This is a genomic window from Kocuria coralli (genome assembly GCF_008831305.1).
Classification (GTDB): Bacteria; Actinomycetota; Actinomycetes; order Actinomycetales; family Micrococcaceae; genus Kocuria; species Kocuria coralli.
Map to the genome: position 1 here is coordinate 21,078 of NZ_ML708628.1, position 12,854 is coordinate 33,931.

The 12,854-nt window shown below is 69.4% G+C and carries 13 protein-coding genes; 4 read left to right on the forward strand and 9 right to left on the reverse strand.

Translation table 11 applies throughout. From position 1 onward, the window contains the following. Positions 1–149: 149 nt before the first annotated feature. Both FCK90_RS13465 and ppk2 read left to right on the forward strand, forming a co-directional pair. On the forward strand, positions 150–1,451 hold the full coding sequence (locus FCK90_RS13465) for a condensation domain-containing protein (RefSeq protein WP_158034822.1): 1,302 nt from the start codon (positions 150–152) through the stop codon (positions 1,449–1,451). A gap of 138 nt (positions 1,452–1,589) precedes the next feature. Beyond that, positions 1,590–2,462 (forward strand): polyphosphate kinase 2, encoded by an 873-nt coding sequence (gene ppk2, locus FCK90_RS13470; protein ID WP_158034823.1) that lies wholly within the window; start codon positions 1,590–1,592, stop codon positions 2,460–2,462. A 52-nt stretch (positions 2,463–2,514) separates the two neighbouring features. Here ppk2 and FCK90_RS13475 read toward each other — a convergent pair whose 3' ends face one another. The 7 genes from FCK90_RS13475 to FCK90_RS13505 all read right to left on the reverse strand — a co-directional run bounded on the left by FCK90_RS13475 (position 2,515) and on the right by FCK90_RS13505 (position 9,157). Then, entirely contained in the window at positions 2,515–3,387 is an 873-nt protein-coding gene (locus FCK90_RS13475) for a Cof-type HAD-IIB family hydrolase (protein WP_158034824.1), read from the reverse strand. An 83-nt stretch (positions 3,388–3,470) separates the two neighbouring features. Continuing rightward, positions 3,471–3,989: a methylated-DNA--[protein]-cysteine S-methyltransferase gene (locus FCK90_RS13480; protein WP_158034825.1), complete on the reverse strand. Its 519-nt coding sequence runs from the start codon at positions 3,987–3,989 to the stop codon at positions 3,471–3,473. A 10-nt stretch (positions 3,990–3,999) separates the two neighbouring features. Continuing rightward, on the reverse strand, positions 4,000–5,505 hold the full coding sequence (locus FCK90_RS13485) for an AlkA N-terminal domain-containing protein (RefSeq protein WP_158034826.1): 1,506 nt from the start codon (positions 5,503–5,505) through the stop codon (positions 4,000–4,002). A 74-nt stretch (positions 5,506–5,579) separates the two neighbouring features. Next, positions 5,580–6,749, reverse strand: coding sequence for an alanine racemase (locus FCK90_RS13490; RefSeq protein WP_158034827.1), 1,170 nt, complete (start codon positions 6,747–6,749; stop codon positions 5,580–5,582). Positions 6,750–6,812: 63 nt separating this feature from the next. After that, the gene (locus FCK90_RS13495) at positions 6,813–7,397 is read right to left on the reverse strand and encodes a TetR/AcrR family transcriptional regulator (RefSeq protein WP_158034828.1); all 585 of its coding nucleotides are present in this window, start codon (positions 7,395–7,397) and stop codon (positions 6,813–6,815) included. Positions 7,398–7,547: 150 nt separating this feature from the next. Beyond that, positions 7,548–8,030, reverse strand: a complete 483-nt coding sequence (locus tag FCK90_RS13500) for an RDD family protein (RefSeq protein WP_158034829.1) — start codon at positions 8,028–8,030, stop codon at positions 7,548–7,550. Between the two features lie 50 nt (positions 8,031–8,080). Continuing rightward, positions 8,081–9,157 carry a DUF998 domain-containing protein gene (locus FCK90_RS13505; RefSeq protein WP_158034830.1) on the reverse strand — a complete coding sequence of 359 codons (1,077 nt, stop codon included), beginning with the start codon at positions 9,155–9,157 and terminating at the stop codon, positions 8,081–8,083. A gap of 84 nt (positions 9,158–9,241) precedes the next feature. Here FCK90_RS13505 and FCK90_RS13510 point away from each other — a divergent pair, with 84 nt between their 5' ends. Beyond that, positions 9,242–10,486 carry a MalY/PatB family protein gene (locus FCK90_RS13510; protein WP_158034831.1) on the forward strand — a complete coding sequence of 415 codons (1,245 nt, stop codon included), beginning with the start codon at positions 9,242–9,244 and terminating at the stop codon, positions 10,484–10,486. Between the two features lie 75 nt (positions 10,487–10,561). Then, positions 10,562–11,323, forward strand: a complete 762-nt coding sequence (locus tag FCK90_RS13515) for an SDR family NAD(P)-dependent oxidoreductase (protein WP_158034832.1) — start codon at positions 10,562–10,564, stop codon at positions 11,321–11,323. 75 nt (positions 11,324–11,398) lie between these two features. On the opposite strand, the gene FCK90_RS13520 is transcribed toward FCK90_RS13515, so the two are convergent. Together FCK90_RS13520 and srlE are read right to left on the reverse strand one after the other, a co-directional pair. After that, positions 11,399–11,770 (reverse strand): PTS glucitol/sorbitol transporter subunit IIA, encoded by a 372-nt coding sequence (locus tag FCK90_RS13520; RefSeq protein ID WP_158034833.1) that lies wholly within the window; start codon positions 11,768–11,770, stop codon positions 11,399–11,401. A gap of 19 nt (positions 11,771–11,789) precedes the next feature. Beyond that, the gene (srlE, locus tag FCK90_RS13525) at positions 11,790–12,854 is read right to left on the reverse strand and encodes a PTS glucitol/sorbitol transporter subunit IIB (protein WP_158034834.1); all 1,065 of its coding nucleotides are present in this window, start codon (positions 12,852–12,854) and stop codon (positions 11,790–11,792) included.

Below are 12,854 nucleotides of genomic sequence, written 5' to 3' on the forward strand. Positions count from 1 at the left end.
ATTGTTTCCGGCAGGTCAAACCTTCTGCGTCCAGACCTCCGCGGGGCCTTCCAGCGTTGATACTGAAGCACCGGCACCTGCCCTCGACACCCGTGGGCGGTGCATCCAGCTATCACGACGATCGGCACGGCGACGACGAGGAGGCTCTCATGAGGCTGACCAACATCACCCACGCGAGGTTGCCCGAAGGCCCGGTATCCAGCTGCTCGCTGGTGGTCACCGAACTGGGCCGGGAGGTCCCCGTCTCCTTCGACCAGGGCATGCACGCCGGCGGCGGCCCGCGTCCCGGAACCTGGATGGCGGTGTCCTTCACCCTCCCCGGACCGGCCACACGCGACGAACTCGGCGGTGCGTGGCGACGTGTGGCCTATCGGCACCACACGCTGCGCACGGTCTTCGAGTCCGACGACGTCTCGCACCTGCGCCTGCGGGAGATCCCCGGTGAGCCGGTGGTCCAGTGGCACGATCACGCGTCGTCGCCCGACGGCGCCCGTCAGGTCCTGGGAGCGGTCCTGGACGAGGGCTGCTCCCCGTTCGCCAGGCCGCCGCACAAGCTGTGCTTCATCGACGCGCCGGAAGCCCCCACGGTCATCCTGGCCGCGGATCACTGTCATGTCGACGCCTGGTCCCTGCCCCTGCTGGCTCATGATTTCCTCGCGGCGCTGGAGGCCGAGAAACAGGGCATGCCCCTCCAGGAGACGGACCAGGCGGCATCCTTCGCCGAGCACACCACCGAGCTGGCCGGGCGCCCGGCGCCGCCACCCGATATCACCGCGCGCTGGCGCGAGATCCTGGCCGACGGCGATGGCACCATGCCGGTCTTCCCTCTGCCCCTGGGAGAGGTGGATCCCCTTCCGCAGGAGACGGTGACCACCCGCGACCTCCTGGACGCGGCGGGACTGGCGGCTTTCGAGCAGCACGCCCAGGGCTTGCAGCAGCGGCCCCTGACCCTGCTGGTCTCCGCCATGACCCGCGCCACGGCCGACCTGGCGGGCCGGCCCCTGCGCGCGGTGCTGCCCGTGCACTCCCGCACGGACGAGCGGTGGCGCGACGCAGTCGGGTGGTTCATCACCAACTCGGTGCTGGTCTCCTCCGATCCGGCGCTCCCCGCTTGCCGTTCCGCCGTCAGGGAGGCCCTGGCTCTCGGGTCGCACGCGCTGGAACCCATCATGCGCCCGTACGGGGGCATGCCGGTTCCGGCGGGGATGTTCATGATCTCCTACCTGGACTACCGCCGCCTGCCCGCTGCCCTCCCGGCGTCGCTGAACGCCCAGCACGTCTCGGCCTCCGCCCCCACCAACGGGGTGCAGGTCTGGTTCGTGGCCGCGGAGGACGGCCTCCACCTGCGTGCCCGGTACCCGGACACCCCCGAGGCCAGGGAGTCCGTATCCCGGTGGCTGACCGCCGTGGCCGACCACCTGGTCACCGCGGTCATCCCGGAAGTCTGCTGAAACTCGGCAACTGACCTGGTTCATGGTGCCCGCGGCCGATAATGTTCCGTCATGGCTACAGACACCGCAACGGATATTGCTGCTGATTCAACCGATCTTGACACCAAGGGTTCCTCCCGGCCCAAGAAAAAGAAACGCATGAACAAAGCGGTGTACGAAGCCGAGCTATTGCGCCTGCAGGCCGAACTGGTCGAAATGCAGGAGTGGGTCAAGGCCACCGGACAGCGCGTCGTGGTCATCTTCGAGGGCCGGGACGCCGCGGGCAAGGGCGGGGCGATCAAGCGCGTCACGGAGTACCTCAACCCCCGTATCGCGCGGATCGTGGCGCTGCCGGCACCCACGGAGCGGCAGAAGTCCCAGTGGTACTTCCAGCGTTATATCGAGCATCTGCCGGCGGCCGGGGAAATCGTGCTGCTCGATCGCTCCTGGTACAACCGTGCGGGCGTGGAACGGGTGATGGGTTTCTGCTCCCCGCAGGAATACCGCCGTTTCCTGCGCCAGTGCCCCATCTTCGAGCGCATGCTGGTGGAAGACGGCATCATCTTGATCAAGTACTGGTTCTCCGTCTCGGGCGACGAGCAGTACAAACGATTCAAATCGCGGATGTCCGATCCCATGCGGCACTGGAAGCTCTCCCCCATGGACCTGGAGTCGATCACCCGCTGGGAGGAGTATTCCCGCGCCCGTGACGCCATGCTGGTGCACACCGACATCCCGGAGTCGCCGTGGAACTTCGTCGAGGCGGAGGACAAGCGGCGCGCCAGGATCAATATGATGGCCGACCTGCTGGGACGAGTGCCCTGGACCCGGGTGCCCACCCCCCAGATCACGCTGCCCGATCGGCCCTCGACCAACGGCTACCGCCGGCCCGATCGTTCCCTGCAGCACGAGGTGGCCGACCACTCGAGCCAGGTGGAGCAGGAGAAAGCGGCCGAGGCCGGAACCTCGGGGGACGCGAAGAAGGGCAAGAACGGCAAACGCGGCAAGTCGGGGAAGGCCAAGAAGTCCTAGCGCGCCCCGGGACTGAGGCCCTGGGCAGCACCGCGGCTCTTCGACAACGCCCTCACCAGGAGGCCGTGCGCCGCTCCCCTGCCCGGGGCTCCTTGCCCAGCACGGGTTCCTGGTCCAGGACCTTTTCGAGATAGGCGAGCACCCCGGCGTCGTCATTCGAACCGACCACGGTGTCGGCCCGGTCGCGGATGGACTGCGGCGCATTGCCCATGGCCACTCCGGTTCCCGCCAGGGCGAGCATCTCGACGTCGTTGCCGCCGTCGCCGAAAGCCACCATGTTCGCCGGGTCGATGTCCAGGCGTCGGCACAGCCACTCCAGTGAGGTGCCCTTGTTGACCCCGGCAGCGATGAGGTCGATCGACCCGTGCCCGCTGGAGACCGGGACGATACCGCTGGGAAGCTCCCTGCCGAATCCGTCGAGCAGCGACTCCGTGCGCTCCGGCGGGCAGATGAGGGCGAGCTTGACGATGTCCTCGTCGACCTCGTGCCAGGAGGTCACCACCCGGGTGCGCACGTAGTACTTCCGCACCAGGGCGAGCATCCGGGGATCGATGGTGCTCAGCGCGTAGGCGGAGCGGGCCCCGCAGGCCAGCACGTGGACGTCGCGGTGCCCGGTTACCGTCTCCAGGGCGCTGAGGGCGTCGTCGCGATCCATGGCCCTCACCCGCAGGAGGTCGGTGTCGGTGCCCACCACCGCGCCGTTCTCCGCGACGTACAGGGTCTCGGGGAAGCCGTCGAAGTACCTCTTGAGCTGCCAGTACTGGTTGCCGCTGGCGACGGCGAAGCGCACTCCCCCGGCCGCCAGGCGATCGTTCACGCGGGCGAAGCGCTCGCGGTCGAAGGTGCTGGTCGAATCCAGGAACGTGCCGTCCATGTCGACGGCCACCAGCTCGAGGCCCATACCGTTGTTCGCCCTTCCAGTCATGGTCCGTCATGATCCTTCATGACCCGGCACGACGATCGCCGGAGTCCACGGCCCGAGCCTAACGCCGTCGGGCGGCGCCGCGCTCATACATGAGCGGCTGCCATCCGCTCGCGTTCCAGGAGGGCGCACTTGACCTCGGTGCCCCAGGCGAAGCCGCCCGGTGTCCCGTCGGTGCGCAGCACCCGGTGGCAGGGAACGAACAGGGCGGGTGCATTGCGAGCGCAGATCGACGCCGCCGCACGCACAGCCCGGGCCGCCCCGATCAGCGTCGCGAACTCGGTGTAGTTGAGCGACCCGCCGGGCCCGATCGTGCGCAACGCGGTCCAGCCCCGCTGCTGCAGGTCGGTGCCGTGCTGTCTCACGGGGACGCTCCCGGCCGCCGTGAGGTCGCCGGCGTAGTAGGCGATGACCGCCTCCGCGGCGTCCGTCGTTCCCTCGATGAGTTCGAGAGGGCGGATCGCCGGATGAATGCGATCCCGCACCGCCTGCCGATCGGCAGTCCACCCCGAGGCGAGCACTCGCTGCCGGTCGTCGGCGATCAGGGTGAACGCCCCGTCCGGGGTCTCGATGGTCTGCACGGTTGCCGTTGTCTTCTCGGTCATGGGGTTCTCCTCAATCATGTGCTCGACGTCGTGCATCGTCTCGGTCTCCGCTGGCCGCTCGCCAGAGGTGGGCCGTGAGGTAGCTGCGCCAGGGCGCGGTCCTCATGGACCATTCGCTCAGCGGCTTCCGGTCGACGGGCAGCCCCGCCGATTTCGCCCCGGCGCGCAGGGCGCTGTCGCCGGGCAGGAACACGTCGGGATCGCCGAGGATCCGCATGCGGACGTAATCGGCGGTCCAGGGGCCGATCCCGGGGCGGGTCAGCAGCGCGGCCCGCTGCTCGGCGCCGTCGTCGGCCACCCCGAGCGCCAGAGAGCCGTCCGCGAGCACCCCGGCGGCCTGGGTGACCGCGCGGATGCGTGCGGCCGGCCCGCGGAGCACCTCGTGGCCTCGATCCGCGATCGCCTCCATCGTCGGGAAGAGCAGGTGAGGCTCTCCCTCTGGAGCTTCGACGGGCCGCCCGAGGGCCCCGACGAGGCGGGTCAGGACCGTGCGCGCGGAGGCGACCGATACCTGCTGCCCAATCATCGCCCGGATCAGCATCTCGTGCGGATCCGCCGCCCCCGGAACCCGGATGCCGGGAGTGCCCGCGACGAGCGGTGCGAGCAACGGATGCCTCGAGAGCGCCGAGTCGACGGCCTGCGGATCGGCGTCGAGATCGAAGAGACGCCTGACGCGGGTCACGAGCGACCCGAGGTCGGCCAGCTCCGTGACCCGTGCCCGGAGGCGTACACGCCCCGGAGACTCCCCGCCCTTGCCCGGGTCGGCACGCAGCTCGAACCAGGCGGGGCCGCCGGGCAGTGCCAGCGTGCGCGAGAAAGCAGACGTGGTGGCCGCCTCCATGCCCGCCACGGCTCGTGCGGCCATCCACCGGAACACCCCGCTCGCGTCGAACGGCTCCCGGACCGGGAGGACCAGGTCGATCGCGCCGGGCACCGGACCGGGACCCCGACGACGTGCCCGCAGCTCGGTCGGCGTCATGGCGAACACCTCGCGGATGGTGTCGTTGCACTGCCGAACGCTGCCGAACCCGGAGGAGAACGCGACGTCGGCGACTGAGAGGTCCGTGTCCGTGAGCAGCATGCGGGCGGTATGCGCCCGTTGCGACCGGGCGAGTGCCAGCGGGCCCGCCCCGAGCTCCACGGTGAGCAAGCGGGTGAGATGCCGCGGTGAATAGCCGAGCCGGGAGGCGAGCGCCTGGACCCCATCGCGCTCCACGGCGCCGTCGGCGATGAGCCGCATCGCCCGGCCCACGGTGTCCCACCGCAGGTTCCACTGCGGCGACCCGGGTACCGCTTCGGGCAGGCACCTCTTGCACGCCCGATAGCCGGCCTCGTGCGCGGCGGCGCTCGTGGCGTAGAAGGTCACGTTCGCGCGTTTCGGAGTACGGGCCGGGCACGACGGGCGGCAGTAGATGCCGGTGGTGCGCACGGCCATGATGAACTGTCCGTCGAAGCGGGCATCGCGCGCCTCGACCGCGCGATAGCGCTCGTCGAAGCTTGCGGGTGCCGTCGTCATGCACTCAGCATGGCACGCGCCGGGCCGGTGTACTCGCGGAAATCGGACATGGCACTCAGGCCCGCAGACCGGGCTCAGCAGCCTCGGGCGGCGATGTCCCACACGTCGATCAGCGTCTCCCCGCTGACCGCATAGACGATGTCGAAGAGGTTGATCGAGGGGTCGAGGTGCGGCACGACGCACTCCAGGCGCGCGCCGGGCTGCGGAGGCGAGGGGTCGGTGAAGTCCAGCCGGCCGTGCTCGTCGCCGGTGGGGGTGTAGGACGCGCTCTCCAACGTGATGCCGGGCGGGACACGCGTCAGACGGGGCGGGTGGCCGTACTTGCTGGCGAACCGTTTGTCTCCGGCATCCGCGGTGGCGTGGGTCGGCCAGTTGCCGCTCAGCACGCTGGACTGCACCGTCACCGCCGCGGAGAACGGCCAGCCGGCCCTCCCCGGCGAGTACGGCAAGGCCAGGTACTCCACGTCCATCAGCGCGTAACTACCGCACTGCATCTCGGTCAGGACGGGCTCCTCGAGTTCGAGTGCGAGCGATCCGGTGCTTCCGCCGCTGATGATCGGCGACGACGGCAGCGCCTCGCTCAGGGCCTCCCGGTAGCGGGCGAGATCGCTGCGGAACTGCGCATGCCCTTCCGCCCTCCGCTGGGGATCGTGCAGGTGGGAGAGATGGCCGGCATAGAACTGCAGGCCCTTGAGCGCTAGCGCGGAGGATCTTCGAACGGCTTCCGCGAGCTCCCGGGCCGCGGGGATGGAGGCGCACCCGGCCCGGTGCCGTCCCGCGTCGATGTCGATGAGCACGCCGGCGGTGCACGCCCGTGCCTCCAGGGCTGCGTTCAGACGTTGTGCAACGGGAACGCTGTCGACGACGAAGGTCACGTCCTGGGCGTGCGCACGCAGGTCAGCGCCCCGGGCGATATTCGTTTCGGATGCCAGGACGGAGGTGAGCAGCACCGAGGTGCCGAGCGGCGCCAGCTTCTCCGCTTCGCCGACCGTGGCCGCGCTGAACCCGGCGGCGCCGTGCTCGAGTTGCAGACGGCAGATCTCCAGGCACTTGTGGGCCTTGAAATGCGGCCGCAGCGTCAAGGAGGACCCCGCCAGCAGCCGGTCCATGGCGGAGAGGTTGGATTCCATGACATCCAGGTCGAGAACCAGAGCCGGAGTGGGCAGGTTCTCGCGCGAGCCCGGAAGGCCCACCAGTGCCGCGATGTCCGGGGCCACCTGCGCGGTGATCGGCTCTCGAGTCAAAGGTCACCTCTCTCCGGAGTCAAACGTTCGTCCTATGTCGGTCCCCCGCGTTTCACACGCACATCACACGACGGCGGCGACGACTTTCGCCAGCGCCGTCCTTCCCTCCGAGGAGGTGATCCTGCCGAGCACGATCGCCCGGGCGATGCCGTCGGCGGCCCCGAGGATGGCCTGCATGGAACCCTCGGGCAGGTGCCCTGAATCGGTGAAGGGTTCCAGCGCCCGGCAGCATCGGGCGCTGAAGGCCGCGTCCGCCTCTTCACGGAGGTCTTCGAGCTCGGCGGAGCCCGACAGCGCGCCCGCGATGCCGGGCAGTTCGGTGCTCTCCGCGTCGATGCAATCGATGTAGGCGTCGGAGATGATCCGCGCCACCGTGGCACGGTCGGCTTCCGCCGTGCTGAGCGTCCTGTCCAGGGCCACGTGGGTTCGAGCTTTGAACTCACCGTAGAGCTCGGCCAGCACCGCCGGCCGGGTGCCGAAGTGCTGATAGACGAGCGGCTTGGTCACCCCGGCGTGCTCCGCCAGCCGCGCGAGCGTGAGCGCGTCGCTGCCCTTCTGGCGGATGAGCTCCCGCGCGACCTCCAGCAATTGGGTGTGCCGCTCGGCGTACGTCATCCGCGTCCGGGTCTCGGCGGTGGTCTCGCCCATGGTGAGTCCTTCGGGTATATGTTAACTTACTATTAGTAACTTACACTTGGTAAGTCGTCGGCTTCATTCACTGTACCCGGAGGGAAGACTCCATGCATACGCCGGGTATCCACGTCGGACCGGCAGAGCGCGAGGCACTCTCCCATCAGCTCAAGCCCTGCGGAAGACCACCCGGACCGGTTCGCTGTAGCCCACGTCCGCCGCGCCGCCGTTGCTGAAGGCATCCACGAGGAACAGGATGACCCACAAAGGCAGCAGTCCCGCCCCGATGTATCGCCATGCACCCCGCCAAACGCCCACTCGCCGTCCCGTCCAGGCGCGTAGGGACACCACGCCCGCCATCGCCTGGCCGGGGGAGGCCATGCACCCGTAGAGCACCCCGAAGAACACCAAGGAAGCCAGGTACCCCAGGACGGTCAGGACGATGACGACTCCCGGGTCGTCGATACTTATGAGCCCCACCGCCGTCCACACCATCGTGACGATCGCGACCAGTCCCCCGTCGATCAGGCGCGCCGCCCACCGATACCCGCTCGGAGCCATGGAGTGCGGGCGGCCATGACGGGACACCACGTCCTGCTCCGGAGCGGCGTGTCGCGAGGGCGTCGAGGTCTGGTGCATGCCGGGGGTCACAGATGCAGCATACGGATAACTACGGATAACTCAGGGCGATGACGGAAGGACTACGCCCCCCGGCTCCCCGGGTGACGGAGCAGGCGCGGGCGGGCCGAGGGCCTCGACTCGTCCGGTGCGAGCGCGCCGAGAAAACCCAGCAGGGCCTGCACCCAGACGAAGACCAGCCCGATCACCACCGCCTCGAAGCCGGTGAGCGAATAGATGTCGAAGACCAGCCACAGCAGCGCCGCGACCACCAGGCCGACGGCGAGTCCCGCCGTCGTCGCCCGGAAGGCGGGGATCGGGCCGGGCAGCGTCGTCGTGGTCACGGCGGCCGCCACGACGACGAGTAGGAGCGCCGCCGACGCGACGATGTCGTGGGTGAGATGGGCGCGGTGCAGGGGGAACACCCCGACCAGCGCCAGCATGAGCCCGGCCGCGGCGAAAAGCCCGACGATCCAGGCAATGCGGCGGAGGGCCTGGTCGCCGAGGAGACGGTGCAGGTCACGGCCGACGTAGGACCCCAGGGTGGCCAGCAGCAGCCCCCCGACCATGAGCGTGCCGTTGAAGGCCCAGGCGTTCGCGTCGTCTATGCCCAGCTGCGAGAAGTTGAGCTCCCACCACCGGGGGTCGGCGGCGGTGAGCATCGCGAACAGCGTGCCGGTCACGATGAAGGCGAACAGCAGCCCGGCGAGATCGCGGGTGCGCAGCCGGATCCCCGAGGCGAACGCGAAGGAACCGCCCGCGGCCGAGGCCGCACCGGTGAGCAGTCCTCCGCCGAGAGGCGCGATCTGGAGGCCGCTGAGCCCGACCGCCAGGATCTCGCCCGCGCACAGGACGGCGAGCCCGCTGACTCCTGCCACCGCAGCGCCGACGGCGACTCCCGAGACGTGCGAAACCGTCGCCTGCCACAGCGGCATGCCCTCCGTCTCGCCGTGCCGGTATCGCAAGGCGCTGACCGTGAACGCCGCCGCCGATACGCTTGCCGTCACGATCGCGGCGGGCACGCCGATCGAGCCCTCACCCGCCAGCGGTCGCGCCACGCCCCACAGCACCGCGGTGCCGGCAATGGCCCCGAGCAGGAAACAGGTCCACCCGGCCCAGACCAGCCGGGCCTGGCGCGCGACCGGATCGTCCTCTCTCATGCTCCCATCGAACCATGTCCGGCCCGCCTCCGGGTGACCTCGGACACACCGGGTCCCGCTACCGGCCGGTCCTAAGCTGGGACCATGACCTCCGATCTCCCCAGCCCCGGCGTCGCCGGACCCGACCTCCCCAACCCCCTCGAGGCTCTGTCCCTGGACCAGCTGCGCACCAGGACCAGCGAGAAATGGCGGCGGTATTCCGACGACATCCTGCCCCTGTGGGTGGCCGAGATGGACGTGGTGCCCGCCAGGCCGGTGATCGACGTCGTCCACCGCGCCATGACGACCGGCGACACCGGCTATCCGTCCGGTGATGTCTACGCACAGGCGCTCCAGGAGTTCGCCAGCCGGCGCTGGGACTGGGACGGCTTCGAGACCGACCGCACGGTCACCGTTCCCGATGTGATGAACGGGATCGTGGCGGCGCTGAACGTGATCGCGGACCCCACCGACGCGGTGATCGTGTGCTCACCGGTGTATCCGCCGTTCTACGCCTATGTCCGGCGCACCGGGCGCAGGGTGCTCGAAGCCCCGCTCGGGCCCGACGGGCGCATGGATCCCGAGGCCATCCGCGCGGCCTTCGCCGAGGCCAGGACGACTTCAGCGAATCCCGTCCTGCTCCTGGCCAACCCGCACAACCCCACGGGTGTGGCCCATCGCCCGGACGAGCTCGCCGCGGTGGCCGGACTCGCCCGGGAGTACGGCGGCCGCGTGATCTCGGACGAGATCCACGCGCCCCTGGTCCTCGACGGCTCGCGCTTCACTCCCTTCCTGAGCGTGCCCGGTGCCGAGAACGGGTTCTCCGTGTTCTCGGCCTCGAAGGCCTGGAACCTGCCGGGGCTCAAGGCCGCCGTTCTCGCCGCGGGGCCGGAGGCCGCCGCCGAGATCCGCCGGGTGCCGGCCACGGTGACCGCCGGTGCGAGCCATCTGGGGATCCTGGCCCACACCACGGCACTCCGGGAGGGAGGCGACTGGCTGGAGGCCCTCCTGAAGGGCCTCGGCGCCAATCGCGACCTGGTCTTCAGCCTGGTGCAGCAGCATCTGCCCGGGGTGAAGGTACGCCGGCCCGAGGCCACCTACCTCGCCTGGCTGGACTGCACCGGCCTGGAACTGCCGGACGCCCCCGCGGACAGCCCCGCCCGCCGTGAGGGCCTGAGCGGTCCGTCGGCCTTCTTCTTCGACCGGGCGGGCGTGGCCTTGAACGACGGCGCGGCCTTCGGCACCGGCGGCCGGGGATGCGCCCGGCTCAACTTCGGCACCTCGGCAGCGATCCTCCACGAGGCGATCGACCGGATGGGTCGTGCGCTGGAGTCCTGCTGCCGGGGCTGAAGTCGGTGGAGCAGTCGCACGATGAAGATGCACGATGAAGACGCACGATGAAGACGAAGATGAAGGAGACCATGGATGACTCATGACCTGTCGGATCGCACCGTGCTGGTGACCGGATCCGCCCGCGGTCTGGGCTGGACCTATGCCCGGGCCTTCCTGGACGCCGGCGCCCGGGTGATCCTTCACGCCTCGAGCGAGGGCTCCCTGGAGCAGGCCCGGGAGAAGGCGGCGGCCTTTCCCACTGAACAGTGGCGCACCTGCAGCTTCGACGTCTCCGACGCCGAGCAGGTCGAGGCGGGCGTCGCGGAGTTGAACGCGGCGGGGTGGGCGCCGTCCGTCCTGGTCAACAACGCCGGCATCCAGCGCCGCGGCAACCTGCTGGACCTGGATGCCACGGTCTGGGACAAAGTGATCGGGGTGAACCTCTCGGGCGCCTTCTACGTGGGTGCAGCCGTCGGGCGGCTGATGCGCGAGGCGGGCCACGGCAAGATCGTGAACATCGGATCGGTGACCACCGAGCGTGCCCGCAAAGGGGTGGGCCCCTACACGGCCGCCAAGTGCGGCGTCCACGGGCTGACCCAGGCCATGGCCGTCGACTTCGCCGAATGGAACATCCAGGTCAACACGCTTTCCCCTGGATACTTCCGCACGGAGATGAACACCGCCCTCGTCGACGATCCCCAGTTCGACCGGTGGCTGCGCGACAGGACGCCGGCTGACCGGTGGGGTGAACCGGAGGAGCTCGTCGGGGCCATGCTGTTCCTGTGCTCCGGTGGCGCTGACTTCGTGACCGGCCAGAACCTCGTCGTCGACGGCGGGATCGTCTCCTCGCTCTGAGGACCAGTGAGCGAAGGAGCCCGCCCCAGTGGGGCGGGCTCCTTCGTCATCGGCCGCTGTCGGCACCCGATGCGATCAGTCGCGGATCGTGATCTTCGAGCCGACCTCCATCTGGGGCAGCGCCGCGCCGTCGGGTGCGGAGAGGTAGATCGTGCCGCCGAGCTTGGCCCGGGTCGACCCATCGAAGTTGAGGGTGACGTGGCCCAGATCGGTGAGGTTCTTCTGGGCGACGTCGCCCACCGCGGTCACGGGGAACTCGGTGCCGTCGATTTCGAGCGTCTGCCCGGCCTCGAGCGATCCTTCGTACGGGGTCTGGTCGATGATGTAGCAGAATTCCCGCAGCTCCGGGGGTGCTTCGGAGCCGAAGAGGACGATCATGCCCTGCGAGGCGAAGCTGGCCGCTTCGGGGCCGATCTCCCGGACCTGGGTGCTGTAGTGGGTGCTCACGGTGTGCGCCTTTCGGATATCAGTTGTCGGTCGAGTAGAGGCCAACGCTGGCGAGCCAGGCGATGGCGACGCGCGGTGCGCCGTTGAGGAACCGGGAGTACAGGATGGCCGGCACGCCGACCTCCACCGTCTCCGGTTCGGCTTCGGCCAGGCCCAGGCCCACGGGGATGAAGTCGCAGGCGTTCTGGGTGTTGATGGCGAAGAGCGCGGGCAGGGCCAGGTGCGGTGGCACGTTGCCCCGTGCGATCTCGTTGCCGATCAGCGTTCCGATGATGCCGCCGATCACGCCACCGGGACCCAGCAGCGGGGACAGGAACGGCAGCGAGCAGATGAACCCCAGCACGATCAGGCCGATGCCGTTGCCCGCCAGGGGCTCCAGCAGATGGGAGAAGAAGGTGCCGAATCCCGAGGCGTTGATGATGCCGATGAGCATCGCCACGAAGCCCATGAACGGGATCACGGAGTTCAGCATCGTCTGCACGGCATCGCGGCTGGCCTGGAAGAAGATCGACACGACTCGGCCGGCTCCGAGGCCGATCCGCTCCAGAATCGACTTCTTCTTCTTGGCGGCGATGGTCTCGGAGATCTTCTTGTTCGTGGCGTAGGTGCCCGTGGACTCCGCCCCGGCGTCATCGCCGGACCCTGCAGCGCCCTCCGCGGTGGCCTCGGCCGCAGCAGCGGAGGCTCCCACGGTGGCGGCCTCGGCCTCATCGGCCAGCGAGACCTGCGCCCCGGAGACCGCGGAGACGTAGAGGTCCTCCGTGATGTACTGCGCCAGGGGGCCGGCCTTGCCCGTCTGCATGACGTTGACGGTGTGGATGCCTTTCTTCGGGTACAGCCCGCAGCGCAGCGTTCCGCCGCAGTCGATGACGGCCAGGAAGGTCTCGTCGTCGGGGACCGAGGTCTTGAAGCCGTTGACCGGCTCCGCCCCGGACAGCTCGGCGATCCGGTCGACCACCTCGGGCCGGGCGCCGCCGCCGACGATGTAGACGATCTTGTTGCGCTTCTCATCGGGCGTGACGGTGTAGGGGCCGCCGAACCCGCCGGGGCCCTTCTTGATCGTGATCGGACGATAGGTCCTCAT